Consider the following 20,162-nt stretch of genomic DNA (forward strand, 5'->3'; position numbering starts at 1 on the left):
TCAGTCTGGGAGCACCCGCGGTTGGGCGCAATATCTGATACGGGCACCGCCAACTCGGCCGCACCCGTCGTTACCCGTTTCGCTCCGTCGCCGACGGGGTTCCTGCATCTTGGCGGCGCGCGCACCGCGCTGTTCAACTGGCTGTTCGCCAAGGCGAACGGCGGCAAGTTCCTGTTGCGGATCGAGGATACCGACCGGGTCCGCTCGACCCAGCCGGCGATCGACGCGATCATCGACGGGATGCGCTGGCTAGGTCTCGACTGGGACGGCGACGTCGTCATGCAGTTCGCGGGCGCCGAGCGCCACGCACAGGTCGCGCACGAGATGGTCGCGAACGGTCACGCCTATCGCTGCTACATGACCAACGACGAGATCGCCGCGATGCGCGCCGAGGCACAGGCCGCGAAGAAGCCGCTTCGCATCCGCAGCCCGTGGCGCGATCGCCCTGCAAACGAGGCCCCCGATCTTCCCCACGTCGTCCGCCTGCGCGCGCCGCAGGAAGGCGCCGTCACGATCGAGGATCGCGTGCAAGGCGCGGTGACGGTCCGCAACGAGGAGATCGACGACCTCGTCCTGCTCCGCTCCGACGGCACGCCGACCTATATGCTGGCCGTCGTCGTCGACGATCACGACATGGGCGTCACGCATGTCATCCGCGGCGACGATCATTTGAACAACGCCTTCCGCCAGTTGCCAATCTACCGCGCCATGGGCTGGCCCGAGCCGATCTACGCGCACATCCCGCTGATCCACGGCCCCGACGGCGCCAAGCTGTCGAAGCGTCACGGCGCGGTCGGCATCGAAGCGTACCGCGACGAGATGGGCATCCTGCCCGAAGCGTTCGACAATTACCTGCTCCGGCTCGGTTGGGGTCACGGCGACCACGAGATCATCAGCCGCGATCAGGCGGTCGAGTGGTTCGACCTGTCGGGCGTCGGCAAGTCGCCCTCACGCTTCGACCTGAAGAAGCTCGAGAACCTCAACGGCCATTACATCCGCGAAGCCGACGACGCGCGCCTCGCGCAGCTCGCCGCCGATCGTCTCGGCCACGACCTGCCGACCGGCGGACTTGAGCTTCTGACTCGCGCGATGCCCGTCCTGAAGCCCCGTGCCGCAAACCTGAACGAGCTGGCCGAAGGTTCAAATTTCCTGTTCAGCCAGCGTCCTTTGGCCATGGATGACGCCGCAGCGAGCCTTTTGCAGGGTGAAGCGAGCGGAATTTTGGTCAATGCCCATGCCGAACTTGACGCGCTCGCCGAGTGGGATACGGAGGCGCTCGAAGGCGCGGTACGGCGCGTGGCCGAAGCCCGAGGGGTCAAACTCGGCCAGGTCGCACAGCCGCTTCGCGCCGCGCTGACCGGGCGCAAGACGTCGCCGGGAATATTCGATGTGCTCGACCTGCTCGGGCGCGACGAGAGCCTCGGTCGGATCGCCGACCGGATGGCAAGCTGATAAGATTTCGAGGAAGGATACAAGCATGAGCGAGACCGCAAACCTCAAGGTCGACGGCAAGGATTTCGATTATCCGGTTATGTCCGGCACGATCGGCCCCGATGTCATCGATATCCGCAAGCTGTACGCGCAGACGGACAATTTCACCTATGATCCGGGCTTCACGTCGACGGCATCGTGCCAGTCGACGCTGACCTATATCGATGGTGACGCAGGCACGCTGCTGCATCGCGGCTATACGATCGGCGAACTGGCCGAACAGTCGAACTTCATGGAGGTCGCCTACCTCCTGCTCAACGGCGAACTGCCGACGGCGGACGAGCTGTCGAATTTCTCGAACACGATCACGCGCCACACGATGGTGCACGAGCAGCTCGCGCAGTTCTTCCGCGGCTTCCGCCGTGATGCGCATCCGATGGCGATCCTGTGCGGCGTCGTCGGCGCACTCTCCGCCTTCTATCACGATTCGACCGACATCCACGATCCGGCGCAGCGCGTCATCGCGTCGCACCGCCTGATCGCCAAGATGCCGACGATCGCCGCGATGGCGTACAAGTACAGCGTCGGCCAGCCGTTCGTCTATCCGGACAACACGCTGAGCTACACCGGCAATTTCCTGAAGATGACGTTCGGCGTGCCAGCCGAGAACTATGTCGTGAACCCGGTCGTCGAAAAGGCGATGGACCGCATCTTCATCCTCCACGCCGATCACGAGCAGAACGCGTCGACTTCGACCGTCCGTCTCGCCGGTTCGTCGGGCGCCAACCCGTTCGCCTGCATCGCGGCCGGCATCGCCTGCCTGTGGGGCCCCGCGCATGGCGGCGCGAACGAAGCCGCGCTCAACATGCTGCGTGAGATCGGCACGGTCGACCGGATCCCCGAGTTCATCGCCCGCGCGAAGGACAAGAACGATCCGTTCCGCCTGATGGGCTTCGGTCACCGCGTCTACAAGAACTACGACCCGCGCGCCGCCGTCATGCAGACGACCGTCAAGGAAGTGCTCGGCGAGCTGGGCGTCACCGACCCCGTGTTCGACGTCGCGATCGAACTCGAGCGTCTCGCACTCAGCGATCCGTACTTCATCGAGAAGAAGCTGTTCCCGAACGTCGATTTCTACTCGGGCGTGATCCTGTCGGCGATCGGCTTCCCGACGTCGATGTTCACCGTCCTCTTCGCGCTCGCCCGCACCGTCGGTTGGGTCGCGCAGTGGAACGAGATGATCACCGATCCCGATCAGAAGATCGGCCGTCCGCGCCAGCTCTACAATGGCCCGGTCGAGCGTGACTATGTCCCCATGGCGTCACGCTGATGAAGACGCTCCGGCCGATCCTGATGGTCGTCGGCGTGCTGTGCGCGCTGATGGGTCTGCTCTGGATCGGCCAGGGGCTCGGATACGTCCATTGGCCGCAGTCAAGCTTCATGCTCGACCAGCGGCCTTGGGCGGATCGCGGCGCCTTCCTTGCTGCGTTCGGACTAGCGCTGATCCTGGTGGCGCGCCGGATCCGCCGGTAACGTCAGGATGAACCGCGCCCCCTCGCCGGGTGCGCTTTCGATCGTCAGGTCGCCCTGCATCGCTCGCGCCAGTCGTCGCGCGATGTACAGGCCGAGCCCATTGCCGCCGGCCTCCGACGGATCGACCCGCTCGAACTTTTCGAAAATTCGCGCCTGATCCTCGGGTGCGACGCCCTTGCCGCGATCGGCAACGGTCAACACCGCATGCGTCTCATCGCGCGTGACGGTAACCGATACATCCGATCCGCGCGGGGAATAGCGAAGCGCGTTGCCGATCAGGTTGACCAGAATTTGCAGCACGCGACGAAAATCGCCGATCGCCGGAACGCGCATGTCGGTCGCGGGACGTGCGATGGTTACGCCGGCATTGGCCGCGCGCACCGTCAACAGCCCCGCCGCACGACGGGCGACGTCCGCCAAGTCGAGCGGCTCCGGTGTAATCGCGAAATCAGGCCGTTCGACCGCTTGCAGATCGACGAGATCGTCGACCAGCGACAACAGGTGCCGCCCCGCGGTCGCGATATCGGCGGCATAGTCGGCATAATCGCCCTGAACCGGCCCGTCCGACTGCGCATTGATGCTGTCGGCATTCGCCACGATCCGCGCCAGCGGCACCCGCAACGCCTTGTCCAGTCCGGTCGTGAACGTTGCGGACAGAGCCGCGGGCTCGGCGGCAGCCGGCGCTTCGTCAGCAACGATCCTGGCCGCGCCGACGAAACCTGCGAAATCACCCGAAACGTCGTAGCGGACGTTGGCAGTCAGGACCACCGACCGCCCGGAACTCCGCAATCGCGCAGGCTGCGCCGTCATCGCCCGCCGCCGGGCCAGCGAATCGAGGATCGGCAATGCCCCGTCCGATCCGGAATCGAGCACGAACATTGCCGTCAATGGCTGTCCCAGCAGCGCGAACGGGTCGAACCCATGCTTTGGCCCGGCATCCAGCGTGACGAACGTGAGACGCAACGCCGCGTCGGTTTCCCAGCGCCAGTCGCTATCGCTGTCCAGAATGGTCTGGCTGTCGGGAGAAGGCCGCACGGGGCGCCACGCGGCGATCTCCCGCCAGCCGCTGACCGTCAGGCGTACATTCTCGCCGTCAGGCTGCGCACGGACCCATAGGTCAACGTCCGCCTCGTCGTCCGCCACCACGATGCCACGCGAGACGACGATGCCGAGACGCCGGGCCAGCCGTGCGATCGTCGCAAGTTGCGGCACTGCCAGCGGGGCCCCACGCATGCCGCCCGCGCGCTGGTTCAACGCGATCAGTGCGGGATCGGCAAACGCCAAAGTACCATCGGCAGCGACGATCGCGTGCGCGATCGGGTTCTCGGTCGTCGGGTCGAACATCGTCATCGACGGTCCGTACGCGCAAGTGCCCGTAACGCCAGGCGGAAATCTCGATTGAGCGCAAGTGGGGCAACCGAAGCCCGGGCGTCTTCCACACCGACCGAGACGATGTCGTCGAGCGCGTCGGCAAAGGCTTCGATATCGCGCCGCGGATCCGCCTCGGACAAAGCCAGCCCGATCTTGGCGATCGTCGGCCGATCCATGTCGATCGCACGCAATGCCAACCACAACCGATCGCCATCGGGGTCGAGCGTGATCGCCCTCGCCTGATCGAACGCGATGCCGAGCGCATGCGCCAACACCGCTATGAACAGCGACAGCCGGCGATCACCGATCGATTCGACCAGCACGGCCGCAAGCTCGTTGGGTCGCGCATCCATCGCGCCTGCCAGCCGCATCGCAACCGCATCCGCGCGCTCGCCTTCGTCATGTGCCGCCAGACTACGCCCGGCGGCATCGGTAATCGCCCGGTCGCTTTCGCGAGTGTTCATCTGCTGTTCGTTGCGAATCGTCGCCGCGATCCACCAAACCAGTCGATGATGAAGCTCGGCGGGTAGCTCGCTGCCTCCGGCCAAACCCTGTTCGATCGCCACACGCCGTCGGCTCTCCGCCGCGAGCAGCGCCGATGCGGCCGACGCCACGACGCGGTCAGGTACGCCTGCCAGCCGGACCAACAGGCTCGCCTCGTCCGGAACGCCGATCTCGACGGGCAACGACGCGGCGATCAGATCGTGGCGGACACGCGCGATCAGTTCGTCCATCAACTCTTCGTCACGCAACAGACCGGCGCGGGTCAGGCGGGCGACGACACCGATGCCCCTGGTCCGCAGCATCGCCTCCCCGGCCTTGGTCAGTCCCTGCCCGGCCAGCAATCGCGCGGCATGGCGCCGGATGTCGGCTTCGATCGCCTCGACGATCGCACCGAGGACCTGCGCCAGCATCAGCCGGGTACGATCGTCCAGCCGCGCGTCGGCATCCAGGAAGAAGTCGGCGATGGTTCCCGTCAGCCGCGTTTCGGCACGCAGACGTCCTTTTTCCGCCCGGGTAACGGGATCGTCATAGGACGGCATAGCGCCTTGCACTGGATCTTGGCCGACAGACATGATCCGGTAGGTAATCCCCTGTCGTTAATGTCCGCCTAAGGATCGCGACGAAGTCGTTCGATCGCATCCGCCAGCGTAGCCGTTGCGTACACCGCTGCAAAACCTAGCCCGAACACCGGAAACCCGACCAGCGCGAATACCGCAACGAACAGGAGATAGGCCGCCGGGCTCCCCCACCAGGGTCGACGATCGCGTTCGAGGATAGCGCGCTCGGCAAGGCCACCGATCGCGATCAACGCGGTCCCGATCGCAAGCGCCGTATCGTCTCCGGCTTGTCCCGCCACCATGAATGCAAAGACGAGGATCGATGCCGCAGCGACGCTGCCGATCGCGAGAACCTGCGACCGAGCGAGAGGCGCCTCGTCGCGAAGGTGGCTCAGGACCGAGCCGAGTGCGAGCGCGATACAGGCGACCATGGCGATGACGAGGCCGGTCGATGCCAGCCCAAAGCCGATCGTCACGAGGCCGGCCACGCCCAGCGCGAGGCCCACCGCGCCGACACTGGCCCCGGCCGCGCCGCGGTCGACCAGCAACGGCAGCGCAAGGCGCGCGATCGGCGCGAGCACGAACCGGTCGAACCAGCCCCGCCGCCCCGAGACGATCGTCATCAATACGGCACGCCCGCGCTCTTCGAGCGTCCGGGCCTCACGCTCTATGCCGTGCCCGCCGCGTACCGCATCGGTCGGCAACAGCACTTGCGTGGCGCGCGACTGGACCGCGAGCCGCAGAAGCGACGATTGCAGGTCGTAATCCTGCGGCAATCCGGCGACTTCGGCGATCCGGCTCGCCCCGAGCCGAGCGACGCCCGCCCATGCCATCTGACCGCCGACCCGTTCGAACCCCGGCCCCGCATCGGCCTCCGGCACGACCAGCAGGCAATCCCCCTCTTCCGCGGCCATCGCCTTGACGATCGCATCGGTCGTGACGAGTCCGTCGCCCAGCATCAGGACGCGGGCCAGCGGATGGAGTTTTTCGACCGCTTCGGTTGCCGACCGCACCGTATCCACGCTGACGCCGCGCCGCCCGATCCGATTGATCGCGCCCAGCAACTCGGGCGTAAGACGCGCGATCACGACAATCACCTGCGACACGCCGGCGGCGATCAGCAGGCGCGCCTGATATTCGATAAGGGTGACACCACTGAATGGAAGCGTCGCTGCCAAACGATCGGGACGATCGTCAGCGTCGTGAATTGCAAATAGGAGGCCGGCAAGCATCGTCGGCTGTTAGGCGGTCCATGCCGTCCTGCAAAGCCCGGGCGCGGCGAGAATGCCCCCGATACGGCCAGCCCGGCCGCCGGACCGGATCGACCACGGCCAAATCAAAGCCGCGCGACCGCACCGCGTAGTCGTTCCAGGCCTTTGGCGTCGCAGGGAGCGCCCTCCGCGACGGCGGTCGCGATCGCCATCAGCCGAACCGCGCCGAAGCTTGCCGCCAGCCCCTTCAGCCGCCACGCCGCGACACGCCAGTCTTCGGCATTGGTCGCTTGGGTCATCGACGTCAGCGCCCGCTCGGCGCTTTCCACGAACGCGATTCGCAATTCGGCGATCAACTGGGGTTCGTCGCCGACCGCAGCCGCCAACGTCGCATCGATTGCTCCGGGATCATACGCCATGTCGCCCTGCTTACCGGACGGATGCTTAAGAGAGCATTGCACTATACGTTTTGTCCGGTGGCGTTTCGTGATACTTCGGCCCCTCATGAACGGGGGTTCGTCAATGATCGGGTTTCGTGCGGCGGCAGGCAATGCCCATCCCATTCGCGCGGATATCGTGATGGAACCGGTATCGGACCCTATGCCCCAGAGCGCGTATGAGGAAACATTCGAAGCATTCGAGATCGACCATCCCGCGCGCGGGCATGGTCGGGCGTTTGCGGGAATTGCCATCGGCATCGTGCTCGCATGGCTGTTCGGCATGCTCTGGCTAGCGCGCGACGCGCTGCCGACCATCGGACCCATCGCGCTTGTACAGTTCGTCGCGGCGCTCTGCGTGGTCCCGGTGCTCGTCGGCATCATGTGGTTGCTCACGATGCGGACAAGCCGGGCCGAGGCGTACCGGTTCGGCGTCACGGCTCAGGCGATGCGGGACGAAGCCGCAAGCCTGGAGCGTACGATCGCCACATTGTCGAACACGATCGAGGCCAACCGCGCGCAGCTTGCGGATCAGGCCGATACATTCATGATGATGGGCAACGGCGCGACCGAACAGCTTGCCGCCATCGGGCGTGGCATGGCCGCGGAGATCGACCAGGCGGCGGCGCATGCCCGCAACCTCGCCACCTCGACTGCCGGCGCGCAGACGAGCCTGGGTGTGCTGATCGCGACGCTCCCGCGCGCGCAGGCGGATATCGACGACATCGCCAAGCGCCTCGAGCGTACCGGATTGTCCGCGAGCGAACATGCAGCGGCACTCGATGCACAGATCGTCGCGCTCGCCGAACGCGGTCGCGAGGCCGACACGATGGCGAGCGGTGCGGCGCAGCGCCTCGCCGCGCATATCGTCCGGATGGAGGCGACCAGCGAGACCGCGGGCGCGCATCTCGAATCGGTAACCGACGGCATGTCCGCGGCAGTCGATGCGCTGCTCAACCGTACGGCCGACGCCGTCGATCTTTCGCGTCGGGGTATCGCCGCGCAAGGCGACGCGATGCTGGCGATGGTCGGCGCCAATCAGGCAGCCCTCGACAGCGCGGCGCGCGACAGCGCCGAAGCGCTTGCCCTCCGCATCGCCGCGGTCGAGGACGCGATCGAACGCGTCGCGATCCGCCTCGACCTGCAACGCAGCGCAGGCGACAGGATCGTCGACGATCTGCACAGCGGCCTCGGCGACGTCGAGGCACGGATCGAACTGCTCCATCGTCACGGCACCGAGCGCACGCAGGGCCTCGCCGCATCGATCAGCGCGCTTGGCGGTTCCGCGGACGCGATGACCGAAGCGTTGCGCGCGGGCGACGACATGGCGCACCGGACGATCACGACCACCGAAACGCTGCTGGTCGCCCTCGACGCGGCCGCGCGCGAGATCGACGAAACGATGCCCGCGGCGCTCGGCCGCCTCGATACGCAGGTGCTCGCCAGCAAGAACATCGTCGTTTCGGCCCGTCCCGAACTGCTGGCACTCGTGACCGCTGCGGAAAGCACGCACGACGCGATCGAGGCGATCGCCGGCGTCATCGGCGAGCAACGCCAGGTGCTCGACACGCTGTCGACCGATCTGCTCAACACGCTCAATACCGGCCGTGCGAAGGCCGATGCGCTCGGGCAGATGGTCGACGAAGCGATCGGCCGGACGCAGCATTTCGCTGAGGATGCAGCGCCACAGTTGATCGAGGCACTCCACCGCGTTCGCGAGACGGCGGCCGTCGCTGCCGACAAGGCCCGCGAGACGCTATCGAAGGTCATCCCCGAAGCCGCAGCCGCGCTCGAGGCTGCCAGCGCCGACGCGATGCGCCGCGCGACCAACGATACGGTGGAACGGCAGGTCAAGGCGCTTACGGACGCGACTCACGCCGCTGTCGACGCGGCGACCGGCGCGACGGAGCGTCTTGCGCGCGAGGTTCAGGCGATCGTCGACCAGACCGCGATCGTCGAAACCCGGATCGAAGACGCCCGCAGCGAGCGCGAAGACGCCGACCAGGACACGTTCGCACGTCGCGTCTCGCTGCTGATCGAATCGCTAAACTCCGCTTCGATCGATATCACCAAGGCGATCGCGCCGGAAATCTCCGACAGCGCCTGGGGTGCGTATCTCAAGGGCGACCGCGGCGTCTTCACGCGCCGCGCCGTTCGAATCCTCGATGCAAGCGAAGTCCGCGAGATCGCCGGTCTCTACGACGACGACGAGACCTTCCGCGAGATGGTCAACCGCTACATCCACGACTTCGAGGCGATGCTGCGGACTATCCTGACACAACGAGACGGCTCGCCGCTTGGCGTGACCTTGTTGTCGTCAGACATGGGCAAGCTATACGTCGCGCTTGCGCAGGCGATCGAACGCCTGCGCTGAATCGAACCTCAAAGGAGCTTTCGAAGTGATCCAGCGCAACCGCTAATGCGGCCCTCGCCAGCGGAGCAACGCGCCGACCGGACTCATATTTCGAGGCTTAAATGCCAAGACTCAACACCAAGATTTGCGTCGTTACCGGCGCCGCGCGGGGCATCGGCCGCGCGATCGCCGAGCGCTTCCATGACGAGGGCGCCATCGTCATACTCACCGACATCGACGAAACCGCCGCCGCCGAAACTGCGGGGGCCATCGGTTGCCGGTTCGAAAAGCTGGACGTCCGCGAAGAGGCGGATTGGCAGCGCCTGACGGAGATCATTCCGGTGGTCGACGTGGTCGTGAACAACGCCGGCGCGACGGGTTTCGAGCACGGCATGGTCGCGCACGATCCGGAACATGCGAGCTTGTCGGACTGGCGCGCAGTTCATGCGGTCAACCTCGACGGCACGTTCCTCGGCTGCCGCTATGCGATCGGGGCGATGAAGGCGGCCGGCACCGGCTCGATCATCAACATTTCGTCGCGCTCGGGCCTCGTCGGCATTCCCCTCGCAGCAGCCTATGCGTCGTCGAAGGCGGCGATCCGCAATCACAGCAAGACGGTGGCGCTCTACTGCGCGCAGCAGGGGTGGAAGATCCGCTGCAACTCGGTGCATCCCGCGGCGATCCTGACGCCGATCTGGGAGCCGATGCTCGGGGATGGGCCGGACCGCGAGGCGCGGATGGCGGCACTGGTGGCGGATACGCCGTTGAAGCGGTTCGGGATGCCTGACGAGGTGGCCGGGGTCGCGGTGATGCTCGCGTCGGACGAGGCGACGTATATTACGGGGACGGAGATCACTATCGATGGCGGTTTGCTGGCGGGGTCCGCCGCAACGCCGGGGTAAAGGCCGTTTTTCGGCTGCATCTCGCGGAAAGCATCCGGGGAAAATTTAGCTGAGGCGGCAAACAGCGTTTACGGCGCAACGTGTCCAAAATCGCTCCGTCACCCCGGACTGGTTCCGGGGTCCACCGTGCCGCATATTGACGACTATCGACCGAGCGGAACCGTGGATGCCGGAACAAGGCTCTTCTGAGCTACGCCGAAGGGCCCAGCATGACGGAGTTTGAGACAAACTACTCGACGGATGCGAACCCGCCCAAGCGCATGCAAGTCGCCCCTCAGCGCGTGACCATATTCCCGCGGTCGAAGAGGTCGACCGTCTGGGGGGTGATCCACCCATAGGCATAGTTCAGCTGGAACAGCACGAACAGCACCGTCGCGACTACCGTCACGCGCCACGCAGTCCGCCCCGAGCGAAACTCGTGCGGCGCGCTCTCAGCCTGGCCGGGGACGTGTTCGCCCCCGACTTCACGCGTCGTCTTCACGCCGAATGGCAGGACCAGGAACACCGAGAACGACCAGAACAGGACGTAGATCGCGAGTGCCGAGGTCCAGCGCATCGGCTCAGCCCTCGATCAGGAGAACGTCGACGATCGGCTGCTTGCCGGTCCAGCGCTTGGCCACCTTGCGCACCGCGAGACGGATCTGCTCGCGCATCTTCTCGCTCTCGCGCTTGCCGCCGCGTACCGTGTCGGCCGCTGCCTGCACCGCGTCGGCAATGAACGCCGCCCGGTCTTCCTCAACCGGCACGCCCTGCACCCGGACCTGCGGCTGGCCGACCATCCGGCCGTCCTTGCCGAGCGCGACACCGACCGAAATCTGGCCGTTGATCGCGAGCTTCCGCCGCTCGCTCAGCGTCGCACCGTCCGCCGGCAGGATCACGTCGCCGTCGAGCACGAGACGCCCAACCGTCGCGTTACCGATCTTCGCCGGGCCCTTGGGCGCCAAACGAATGATGTCGCCATTGCTCTGCACGATCGCGCGCGGAATGCCCTGTTCGAGGCCGAAGCGCGCATGCTCCATCATGTGACGCATCTCGCCGTGCGTCGGCACGAGCACGTCGGGCCGCAGCCAGTCGTACATCTGCGCGAGTTCCGGCTGACCCGGATGGCCCGAGACATGGACGTGCGCCTGGCGCTCGGTGATCATGCGGATGCCCTTGGCCGCCAGCGTGTTCTGGATGCGACCGATCTGGACCTCGTTGCCCGGGATCTGCTTCGACGAGAAGATCACCGTGTCGTCGGCGTCGAGCGTGATCGTGTGGCTGCCATTGGCGACGCGTGCGAGCGCCGCGCGCTCCTCACCCTGCCCGCCGGTGGCGATGATCAGCACCTTGTTCTTGGGCAGGCGCATCGCCTCGTCGGGGCTGATCGTATCGGGGAAATCCTTCAGATAGCCCGTCGCGCGCGCAACCTTGATGATCCGGTCGAGCGACCGCCCGGTCACGCACAGCTTGCGGCCGGTTTCCTTCGCGACCTCGCCGAACGTGTGGAGCCGCGCGGCGTTCGACGCAAAACTGGTGATCATCACCCGGCCCTTGGCCTTGCTAACCTCCTCGAACAGGCCCTTGCGGACCGTGCTCTCGCTGCCCGACGCGGTGGTGTTGAAGATGTTGGTCGAGTCGCAGACCAGCACGTCGACGCCCTTGTCGCCGATCGCCATGAAGCCTTCGGGCTTGGTCGGGTTGCCGATCACCGGGTTCGCATCGAGCTTCCAGTCGCCGGTGTGGAACACGCGACCATAGGGCGTGTCGATCAGCAGCGCATTCGCCTCGGGGATCGAATGCGACATCTCGACGAAGGTGAAGCCGAACGGCCCGAGCTGGAAATTGCCGCCCATCGGGATCATCTTGAGCTTCACGCGATTGGCGATGCCCTCTTCCTCGAGCTTGCCGCGGATCAGGCCCATCGTGAACGGCGTCGCATAGATCGGCACGCCGAGGTCTTCGGCGAGATACGGCAGCGAGCCGATATGATCCTCATGACCGTGCGTGATGACGATGCCGAGCAAATCGTCGATCCGGTCCTCGATGAAGGACAAATCGGGAAGGATCACGTCGACGCCGGGATATTGCGGATCGGCGAAGGTGATGCCGAGATCGACCATCACCCATTTGCCCTGGCAGCCGTACAGGTTGACGTTCATGCCGATTTCGCCGGAGCCGCCAAGGCCACAGAAAAGGAGTTCGTTCTTCGGAGTCATTGATTACTTTCAGGATTATACAGGAATATGGCCCGCAGGCCGGTCGGCGCGAGCCAAATGGCCCTAGATATGGTGACGATCCCACAGCATCGCCAGCCCCTGGATCGTCAGGTCGGCTTCGATGACGTCGAACACGTCGGTCTGTTTCTCGAATAATGTGGCGAGGCCGCCGGTGGCGACGACCTTCACGGGACGGCCGATCTCGCGCTTCATCCGCGCGACCAGCCCCTCGATCATTGCGACATAGCCCCAGTAGATGCCGATATGCATCTGCGAAACGGTGTTGAGCCCGATGACGCTGATATCGGTCGGTGCCTCGATCGCGATGCGCGGCAGTTTCGCGGCCGCGGTCACCAGCGCGTCGAGCGACAGGTTGATCCCCGGCGCGATAATCCCGCCCTTGTAAGCGCCGCTATAGTCGACGACGTCGAACGTGGTCGCGGTGCCGAAATCGATCACGATCAGGTCGCCCGGATGCAGCGCGTGCGCGGCGATCGTGTTGACGGCACGGTCGGCGCCGAGCGAGGCCGGCTCGTCGACGTCGATCGCGATGCCCCATTCGACCGGCGCGTGGCCGGCGATCAGCGCCTCGGTGTGGAAGTATTTCGACGCGAGCACCTGGAGATTGTGCAGCGCGCGGGGAACCACGGTGGCGACAATCACCCCCTCGACCGCAGTGCGATCATGCCCGCCAAGCTGCATCAGCTGGCTCAGCCACACCGCATATTCGTCCGCCGTCCGCCGCGGATCGGTCGCGATCCGCCAACGCGCGACGATCTCGCCGGCTTCGACCAGCGCGAACACGACATTGGTATTGCCGGCATCGATCGCGAGCAGCATCAGCGGGGCCTCAAAGCAGGAAGACGTCGGCAGCGTGAATGACACGCCGCTCGCCAGACGCCAAGCGGAGGATCAGTGCGCCGTCAGTGTCGAGCCCGACGAACAGGCCGTCGATCCCGCTGCCGTCGGGGAGGCGAGCGGTCAGCGCGGTCCCGGCAGGGTGCGCGCAATCGACCCAACGATCACGGACGGGCGCGATGCCTTCGGTCCGCCACCGGCCGAGCCAGCGCGCGAAACTGTCGGCGAGAATATCTAGGAACATCGCGGGTTCCACCACCACGCCGTGCGCGGCCAGGTCGGTCGTCGCACGGTCGGGCAAATCGGGATGATGCGCGATGTTGACGCCGTAGCCGACGATCACCGCATCCTCCGCGCGTTCGAGCAGGATGCCCGACAGCTTGGCATCCGCGAGCAACAGGTCGTTCGGCCATTTCAGGACGAGCGTCTCGCTCGCATCGGTCGTGCCCTGGCAGATCCCAGCGACGAGAAAGGTCGACACGGTCTCCTGCAAAGCGACCGCGGCGACCAGCGCGAGGCTGGCGGCCGGCGGATCGTTCGGCCGCAACCGGACCAGCGTGCTGGCGTAGAGGTTACCCTCGGGCGATGACCATTCGCGCCCGAGCCGCCCCCGCCCCGCCGTCTGCCGGATCGCGCGCAACCATAGACCGTCCTCGGCACCGCCGCGTGCAAGCTCCAGCAGGTCGGCGTTGGTCGATCCTGTCTCCGCAACGGTGCGGATGATGCTCAGAACAACGCCCGTGCGGCCGCCATCGTCCACGCGCCAAGCACGGGGATGAGGAGGTAGCCAGCTGGCGACACGAACACGGCCGCGACAGCGATGAGGCCGCCCTCGACCTTGCTCTCCATCGGCGCGAACGCCGGGGCGGGATCGTCGAAGTACATCGTCTTGACGACGCGCAGATAATAATACGCGCCGATCACCGAAGCGGCGATACCGACCACCGCCAGCGGGAACAGCCCGGCGTCGACCGCTGCGCTGAACACTGCGAACTTCGCGTAGAAGCCGAACAGCGGCGGGATGCCGGCGAGGCTGAACATGAAGATCGCCAGCGCCGCCGCCAGCGCAGGCCGCGTCCGCGACATGCCGGCCAAGCTGTCGATTGTCTCGACCGGTTGACCGTCGTCACCGCGCATCTGCACCACGACCAGGAACGAGCCCAGCGTCATTGCGACGTAGATCGTCAGGTACATCAGCACGCCCGACACGCCTTCCGGCGTTCCGGCTGCAAGACCGATCAGCGCGAAGCCGACGTTGTTGATCGACGAATAGGCAAGCAGGCGCTTGATGTTGGTCTGACCGATCGCCGCGACCGCACCGAGGATGATCGACGCGAGCGCCGCGAAGATTACGATCTGGCGCCACTGGTCGGTCGCCGGGCCCATCGCATCGACCGCCACGCGGACGCTCAGAGCGAGCGCTGCGACCTTGGGGGCGGACGCGAAGAACGCGGTCACCGGGGTCGGTGCGCCTTCGTACACGTCGGGCGTCCACATGTGGAACGGCACGGCGCTGATCTTGAACGCAAGGCCGGCGAACACGAACACCAGACCGAACAGCAGGCCCAGCGACTTGGTGCCTGCATAGGCTTCCGAGATGCCCGAGAACAAAGTCGTGCCGCTGAACCCGTAGACCAGCGAGATGCCGTACAGCAGGATGCCGCTGGCCAGCGCGCCGAGCACGAAATACTTCAGGCCAGCTTCGGCCGAACGCCCGTCGCGCCGCATGAAGCTGGCGAGAACGTATGCTGCAAGGCTCTGGAGCTCGAGACCGACATACAGCGTTAGCATGTCGGTGGCCGAGACCATGATCCCCATGCCGCATGCCGACAGCAGGATCAGCACCGGATATTCCGGACGCAGATCGTCGCCGTGCGAGCGTGCGAAGAAGCTTGGCGCCATGACGATCGCGACCGCCGAGGCGATGTAGATCAGCACCTTGGCGAACGCGCCGAACGCGTCTGCGCGGTACAGGCCGTCGAACGCATAGCCACCCGACGAGGCCGGACCGACCAATGCTATCCCTGCCCCGACCAGCACGAAGACGGCGGCGATCGAGACGGCGCGCGTGGACTTGTCCCCGCCCCAGGCCGAGACGAGCATCAGGGCGATCGCACCCAACGCCAGCACCAGCTCGGGCAGCGTCATTGCGATGTTAGCGGCGTAATCCATCAGTGTGCCTCCCCGTGCGCGGCACTATGGATAGTTGCGGGCTGCCCCGCGTGGACAATTGCGGCGGGCTTCCCCGCAGTTGGGTTGGAATCGCTGGCCGGCTTGGCGCGATCGACGCGAGCGAGAAGCACGCCTACGTCCTTGCGCATCGGTGCCAGGAAGCTCTCGGGATACACGCCCATCCACAGCACGACGGCGGCGATCGGTGCGAGCAGCCACATCTCGCGGCCCGACAGGTCGACCATCGCGCGGACGTCGTCCGACTTGATCTCGCCAAACACGACGCGACGATACAGGAACAGCATGTACGCCGCACCCAGGATGATGCTCGTCGTGCAGAGCAACGCGGTCCAGGTCGAGACCTGATACGTGCCCATCAGCGACAGGAACTCGGCGACGAAGCCGCTGGTGCCCGGCAGGCCGATCGAGGCCATCGTGAAGAACAGGAAGAAGATCGCATACTTCGGCATGTTGATCGCGAGGCCGCCATAGCGCGAGATCTCGCGGGTATGGATCTGGTCGTAGATCACGCCGACGCATAGGAACAACGCGCCCGACACCAGGCCGTGGCTCAGCATCATGATCATCGCGCCCTCGATGCCCTGACGGTTAAACGCGAACAGGCCGATCGTGACGATCGCCATGTGCGCGACCGACGAATAGGCGATCAGCTTCTTCATGTCCGACTGCACGAGCGCGACGAGCGACGTGTAGATCACCGCGACCGCCGACAGGCCGAAGATCAGCCAGGTCAGCTGGCCCGATGCTTCGGGGAACATCGGCAGCAGGAAGCGCAGGAAGCCGTATCCGCCGAGCTTCAGCAACACGCCCGCCAGGATCACCGAGCCTGCGGTCGGCGCCTGAACGTGCGCGTCGGGCAACCAGGTGTGGACCGGCCACATCGGCATCTTGACCGCGAACGACGCGAAGAACGCCAGCCACAGCCAAATCTGTACATGCGCCGGGAAATCGTAGTTCATCAGCGCCGGGATGCTGGTCGTGCCCGCGGTCTTCGCCATGTACAACATCGCGATGAACATCAGCACCGAGCCGAGCAGCGTGTACAGGAAGAACTTGTACGACGCGTAGATCCGGTTCGCGCCGCCCCAGATGCCGATGATCAGGTACATCGGGATCAGGCCGGCTTCGAAGAATACGTAGAACAGGAACAGGTCCTGCGCCGCGAACGTGCCGATCATCAGCACTTCGGTGAACAGGAACGCCGCCATGTACTCGGGCACGCGCGTGGTGATCGAGCGCCAGCTGGCGCCGATGCAGATCGGCATCAGGAACACGCTGAGCATGATCAGCATCAGCGCGAAGCCGTCGATGCCGAGCGACCAGCCGAACGGACCGAAGATGCCGGGGGCATGCTCGACGAACTGCCACTGCGCGCCGCCGATGTCGTAGTTCATCCACAGCATGATGCCGAGGACGAAGTCGATCAGCGTCGCCGCCAGCGCCAGCGTCCGTGCCGTGTTCGCCGAGACGAACAGGCACACGACGGCCGCGATCATCGGGACCGCGATCAGGACGGAGAGGATAGGAAAGCCGGTCATTACAGTCCGATCGCCCAGGTTACGGCTGCGGTCAGCCCGATCAGCATGACGAAGGCATAGGTGTAGAGGTATCCCGTCTGGAAGCGGTTGGCCACGCGGCTGCCGATCTGGACGACCCAGGTCGCGCCGTCTGGCCCGAACCGGTTGATCGTCTTCTCGTCGCCACGGTGCCACAGGAAGCGACCGATCGCGAACGCCGGGCGAACGAAGATCAGGTCGTACAACTCGTCGAAATACCACTTATGCAGCAGGAAGTCGTAGAGCACGCCGAACTGTTCGACGACCTTCGTCGGGAACGTCGGTGCCTTGATATAGGCGTACCAGGCGGTCAGCAGGCCGAGCAGCATCGCGATCGTCGCCGACAGCTTGATCAGCAACGGCACGCCGTGCATCTCGTGCATCAGATGTTCGCGGAACGCGAGTGCGCCCTTCCAGAACTCTTCGCCTGCGGTCGGCTCGATGAAGAAGCCGTGGAACACGAAGCCGGCGAGGACCGCGCCGACCGACAGGACGATCAGCGGGATCAGCATCGGCAGCGGGCTCTCGTGCGGGTGATACCCACCATCGCCTTCGGCCGGCGCGTGCTGCGCGTCGTGATGATCGTGCGGCGCATGACCGGCGTCCTCGGCCTGCGCCGGGTTCGCATGGTGATCGTCGACATGATGCGCGTCGCCGTGGTCATGACCGTGCGCGTCATGGAGCGCATGCTGGATGTGCTCCGATGCGGCCCAGCGCGGCTTGCCCCAGAAGGTCAGGAACATCACGCGCCACGAATAGAAGCTCGTCAGCAACGCGACGAGCACGCCGACGAACCACACGCCCGGCTGACCCGCAGCCCAGCTCGCCTCGATGATCGCATCCTTCGAATGGAAGCCTGCAAAGCCGATCGCGGTGTTGCCGAAGATGCCGGGGATGCCGACACCGGTGATCGCGAGCGTGCCCGCCATCATCGCCCAGAACGTCACCGGGATCTTCTTACGCAGGCCACCGTAATAGCGCATGTCCTGCTCGTGGTGCATCGCATGGATGACCGAGCCGGCGCCGAGGAACAGCAGCGCCTTGAAGAACGCGTGCGTGAAGAGGTGGAACATCGCCGCGCCGTACGCGCCGACACCGGCTGCGAAGAACATGTAGCCGAGCTGTGAACAGGTCGAATACGCGATCACGCGCTTGATGTCGGTCTGGACGAGGCCGCAGGTCGCCGCGAACAAACAGGTCGCGGCACCGACCGAGGTGACCACGGTCAGCGCGACCGGGCTCATCTCGAACATCGGCGACAGGCGGCAGACCATGAACACACCCGCGGTGACCATCGTCGCCGCGTGGATCAGCGCCGACACCGGGGTCGGGCCTTCCATCGCGTCCGGCAACCAGGTGTGCAGGCCGAGCTGCGCCGACTTGCCCATCGCGCCAACGAATAGCAGCAGGCAGAGCACCGTCATCGTGTCGAAACGGTAGCCGAGGAAGCCGAGCGTCGCGCCCGCCATACCGGGTGCCGCAGCGAGGATCTCGGGGATGGAGACCGTACCGAACACCAGGAACGTGCCGAAGATGCCGAGCATGAAGCCGAGATCGCCGACGCGGTTGACGACGAACGCCTTGATCGCCGCTGCGCTGGCGGACGGCTTGCGAAACCAGAACCCGATCAGGAGGTAGGATGCGAGACCCACGCCTTCCCAGCCGAAGAACATCTGGACGAGATTGTTCGCCGTCACGAGCATCAGCATCGCGAAGGTAAACAGCGACAGATACGCAAAAAAGCGCGGCTGATCAGGGTCTTCATCCATATAGCCCCAGCTATACAAATGGACCAACGCAGAAACCGACGTGACGACAACAAGCATCACCGCAGTCAGCGCATCGACGCGCAGCGACCACGCGACGTTCATGTCGCCGGAGTGGATGAAGTCGAGCAGCGGCGCGACAGTCGCCGTGCTGGTACCCGAAAGGAAGCCGATGAAGATCGGCCAGGACAACAGGCACGACGCGAACAGCGCAGCCGTGGTGACGAGTTTCGCCGGCACGTTGCCGATCGCGCGATTGCCGAACCCGGCAACGATCGCGGCCAGTAACGGCAGGAAGACGATAAGCTGGATCAACCGTATTACCCCTTCATCCGGTTGACGTCGTCGACCGCGATGGTGCCGCGACCGCGGAAATAGATCACGAGAATGGCGAGCCCGATCGCGGCTTCACCCGCGGCGACCGTCAGCACGAACATCGCGAACACCTGTCCGACGAGATCGTGGAGGAACGCCGAGAACGCGACGAGATTGATGTTCACGGCCAGTAGGATCAGCTCGATCGCCATCAGGATGACGATGAGGTTCTTGCGGTTGAGGAAGATGCCGAGCACCCCCATCGTGAACAGGATCGCCGCGACGACCAGATAATGGACGAGACCGATCGTCACAGTTCGACTCCCTGCCCGACGACCGGGCTCGTGTTGCGCGTGGCGTCCTGCGGACGGCGCGCGTTCTGGCGGCTGATGTTCTGCGCCTTGACGCCGCCACGCTGGCGGTGGGTCAGTACGATCGCCCCGATCATCGCGACAAGCAGCACCAGGCCGGCACCCTCGAACACGAACAGATAGCGCGTGTAGAGCAGGTTACCGATCGCCTGGATGTTCGGCACGGTGTCGTCGATCGGAGCAGCACGACGCGCGAGCTGGATCGGACCGGTGCTCCACGCGCCGATCGCGATCATCACCTCGGCGGCGAGCGCCACCGCAAGCGCGAGACCGATCCCGAAATACCGGGCGACGTCTGCGCGAAGCTCGGTGAAGTCGATGTCGAGCATCATGACGACGAACAGGAACAGCACCGCGACCGCGCCGACATAGACGATGACGAGCAGCATCGCGATGAACTCGGCGCCGACCAGGATCATCAGTCCGGCCGCGTTGAAGAACGCGAGGATCAGCCACATCACCGAATGGACCGGGTTGCGCGACGCGATCGTCAGCGCGCCCGACAGGACGACGACGAAGGCGAAGAGGTAGAATGCTAAGGCCTGAATCACAGCAGCACCGTCACCCCAGCGAACGCTGGGGTCTTTGTGTTGGCGGGCGCGCCCT

18 protein-coding genes are annotated in these 20,162 nt (G+C 65.3%); 5 read left to right on the plus strand and 13 right to left on the minus strand.

Translation table 11 applies throughout. From position 1 onward, the window contains the following. Window positions 1-21: 21 nt before the first annotated feature. The 3 genes from gltX to U1707_RS02165 are packed head-to-tail and all read left to right on the plus strand — an operon-like array spanning window position 22 to window position 2,964. Window positions 22-1,452 (plus strand): glutamate--tRNA ligase, encoded by a 1,431-nt coding sequence (gene gltX, locus U1707_RS02155; RefSeq protein ID WP_443025636.1) that lies wholly within the window; start codon window positions 22-24, stop codon window positions 1,450-1,452. 25 nt (window positions 1,453-1,477) lie between these two features. Next, complete coding sequence (locus U1707_RS02160; RefSeq protein WP_332798499.1) at window positions 1,478-2,761, plus strand: citrate synthase; 1,284 nt, start codon at window positions 1,478-1,480, stop codon at window positions 2,759-2,761. Beyond that, window positions 2,761-2,964 (plus strand): hypothetical protein, encoded by a 204-nt coding sequence (locus U1707_RS02165; RefSeq protein ID WP_056058354.1) that lies wholly within the window; start codon window positions 2,761-2,763, stop codon window positions 2,962-2,964. Before U1707_RS02160 ends, U1707_RS02165 begins: the two co-directional genes overlap by 1 nt. Here the strand turns inward: U1707_RS02165 and U1707_RS02170 are convergent. The 4 genes from U1707_RS02170 to U1707_RS02185 all read right to left on the minus strand — a co-directional run bounded on the left by U1707_RS02170 (window position 2,926) and on the right by U1707_RS02185 (window position 7,026). Continuing rightward, window positions 2,926-4,314 carry a sensor histidine kinase gene (locus U1707_RS02170; RefSeq protein WP_332798500.1) on the minus strand — a complete coding sequence of 463 codons (1,389 nt, stop codon included), beginning with the start codon at window positions 4,312-4,314 and terminating at the stop codon, window positions 2,926-2,928. The two genes, U1707_RS02165 and U1707_RS02170, sit on opposite strands and share 39 nt — an antisense overlap. Continuing rightward, window positions 4,311-5,411 carry a DUF2336 domain-containing protein gene (locus U1707_RS02175; protein WP_332798501.1) on the minus strand — a complete coding sequence of 367 codons (1,101 nt, stop codon included), beginning with the start codon at window positions 5,409-5,411 and terminating at the stop codon, window positions 4,311-4,313. Before U1707_RS02175 ends, U1707_RS02170 begins: the two co-directional genes overlap by 4 nt. Before the next feature lie 35 nt (window positions 5,412-5,446). Next, on the minus strand, window positions 5,447-6,574 hold the full coding sequence (locus tag U1707_RS02180; RefSeq protein WP_332798502.1) for a hypothetical protein: 1,128 nt from the start codon (window positions 6,572-6,574) through the stop codon (window positions 5,447-5,449). Window positions 6,575-6,732: 158 nt separating this feature from the next. Beyond that, window positions 6,733-7,026, minus strand: a complete 294-nt coding sequence (locus tag U1707_RS02185; protein WP_332798503.1) for an Hpt domain-containing protein — start codon at window positions 7,024-7,026, stop codon at window positions 6,733-6,735. 103 nt (window positions 7,027-7,129) lie between these two features. Here U1707_RS02185 and U1707_RS02190 point away from each other — a divergent pair, with 103 nt between their 5' ends. After that, window positions 7,130-9,418, plus strand: coding sequence for a coiled-coil domain-containing protein (locus U1707_RS02190; protein WP_332798504.1), 2,289 nt, complete (start codon window positions 7,130-7,132; stop codon window positions 9,416-9,418). Between the two features lie 101 nt (window positions 9,419-9,519). Continuing rightward, window positions 9,520-10,299 (plus strand): SDR family oxidoreductase, encoded by a 780-nt coding sequence (locus tag U1707_RS02195; RefSeq protein WP_332798505.1) that lies wholly within the window; start codon window positions 9,520-9,522, stop codon window positions 10,297-10,299. Window positions 10,300-10,573: 274 nt separating this feature from the next. On the opposite strand, the gene U1707_RS02200 is transcribed toward U1707_RS02195, so the two are convergent. The 9 genes from U1707_RS02200 to U1707_RS02240 form a co-directional block, all read right to left on the minus strand. Next, window positions 10,574-10,855: a DUF1467 family protein gene (locus tag U1707_RS02200; protein WP_277983475.1), complete on the minus strand. Its 282-nt coding sequence runs from the start codon at window positions 10,853-10,855 to the stop codon at window positions 10,574-10,576. A 4-nt stretch (window positions 10,856-10,859) separates the two neighbouring features. Continuing rightward, window positions 10,860-12,497: a ribonuclease J gene (locus tag U1707_RS02205; protein WP_332798506.1), complete on the minus strand. Its 1,638-nt coding sequence runs from the start codon at window positions 12,495-12,497 to the stop codon at window positions 10,860-10,862. 63 nt (window positions 12,498-12,560) lie between these two features. After that, complete coding sequence (locus U1707_RS02210; protein ID WP_332798507.1) at window positions 12,561-13,337, minus strand: type III pantothenate kinase; 777 nt, start codon at window positions 13,335-13,337, stop codon at window positions 12,561-12,563. 10 nt (window positions 13,338-13,347) lie between these two features. After that, a complete protein-coding gene (locus U1707_RS02215) occupies window positions 13,348-14,079 on the minus strand; it encodes a biotin--[acetyl-CoA-carboxylase] ligase (protein WP_332799034.1) in 732 nt (243 codons plus the stop codon). A 2-nt stretch (window positions 14,080-14,081) separates the two neighbouring features. Next, on the minus strand, window positions 14,082-15,527 hold the full coding sequence (nuoN, locus tag U1707_RS02220; protein ID WP_332798508.1) for an NADH-quinone oxidoreductase subunit NuoN: 1,446 nt from the start codon (window positions 15,525-15,527) through the stop codon (window positions 14,082-14,084). Beyond that, window positions 15,527-17,086 (minus strand): NADH-quinone oxidoreductase subunit M, encoded by a 1,560-nt coding sequence (locus U1707_RS02225; RefSeq protein WP_332798509.1) that lies wholly within the window; start codon window positions 17,084-17,086, stop codon window positions 15,527-15,529. Before U1707_RS02225 ends, nuoN begins: the two co-directional genes overlap by 1 nt. Continuing rightward, the gene (gene nuoL, locus U1707_RS02230; protein ID WP_332798510.1) at window positions 17,086-19,185 is read right to left on the minus strand and encodes an NADH-quinone oxidoreductase subunit L; all 2,100 of its coding nucleotides are present in this window, start codon (window positions 19,183-19,185) and stop codon (window positions 17,086-17,088) included. The genes U1707_RS02225 and nuoL overlap by 1 nt, the downstream gene beginning before the upstream one ends. Window positions 19,186-19,190: 5 nt before the next feature. Further along, the gene (gene nuoK, locus U1707_RS02235; protein WP_082441002.1) at window positions 19,191-19,499 is read right to left on the minus strand and encodes an NADH-quinone oxidoreductase subunit NuoK; all 309 of its coding nucleotides are present in this window, start codon (window positions 19,497-19,499) and stop codon (window positions 19,191-19,193) included. Then, on the minus strand, window positions 19,496-20,107 hold the full coding sequence (locus tag U1707_RS02240; protein WP_332798511.1) for an NADH-quinone oxidoreductase subunit J: 612 nt from the start codon (window positions 20,105-20,107) through the stop codon (window positions 19,496-19,498). The genes nuoK and U1707_RS02240 overlap by 4 nt, the downstream gene beginning before the upstream one ends. Window positions 20,108-20,162: the final 55 nt, after the last annotated feature.

Source organism: Sphingomonas sandaracina (assembly GCF_036663695.1).
Lineage (GTDB): Bacteria > Pseudomonadota > Alphaproteobacteria > Sphingomonadales > Sphingomonadaceae > Sphingomonas.

Coding starts and splice junctions, on each gene's coding strand:
- U1707_RS02165 (WP_056058354.1), top strand. CDS start 2,761: ATGAAGACGCTCCGGCCGATCCTGATGGTCGTCGGCGTGCTGTGCGCG.
- U1707_RS02195 (WP_332798505.1), top strand. CDS start 9,520: ATGCCAAGACTCAACACCAAGATTTGCGTCGTTACCGGCGCCGCGCGG.
- U1707_RS02160 (WP_332798499.1), top strand. CDS start 1,478: ATGAGCGAGACCGCAAACCTCAAGGTCGACGGCAAGGATTTCGATTAT.
- U1707_RS02185 (WP_332798503.1), bottom strand. CDS start 7,026: ATGGCGTATGATCCCGGAGCAATCGATGCGACGTTGGCGGCTGCGGTC.
- nuoN (WP_332798508.1), bottom strand. CDS start 15,527: ATGGATTACGCCGCTAACATCGCAATGACGCTGCCCGAGCTGGTGCTG.
- U1707_RS02205 (WP_332798506.1), bottom strand. CDS start 12,497: ATGACTCCGAAGAACGAACTCCTTTTCTGTGGCCTTGGCGGCTCCGGC.
- U1707_RS02170 (WP_332798500.1), bottom strand. CDS start 4,314: ATGACGATGTTCGACCCGACGACCGAGAACCCGATCGCGCACGCGATC.
- U1707_RS02225 (WP_332798509.1), bottom strand. CDS start 17,086: ATGACCGGCTTTCCTATCCTCTCCGTCCTGATCGCGGTCCCGATGATC.
- U1707_RS02190 (WP_332798504.1), top strand. CDS start 7,130: ATGATCGGGTTTCGTGCGGCGGCAGGCAATGCCCATCCCATTCGCGCG.
- U1707_RS02210 (WP_332798507.1), bottom strand. CDS start 13,337: ATGCTGCTCGCGATCGATGCCGGCAATACCAATGTCGTGTTCGCGCTG.
- U1707_RS02200 (WP_277983475.1), bottom strand. CDS start 10,855: ATGCGCTGGACCTCGGCACTCGCGATCTACGTCCTGTTCTGGTCGTTC.
- U1707_RS02175 (WP_332798501.1), bottom strand. CDS start 5,411: ATGTCTGTCGGCCAAGATCCAGTGCAAGGCGCTATGCCGTCCTATGAC.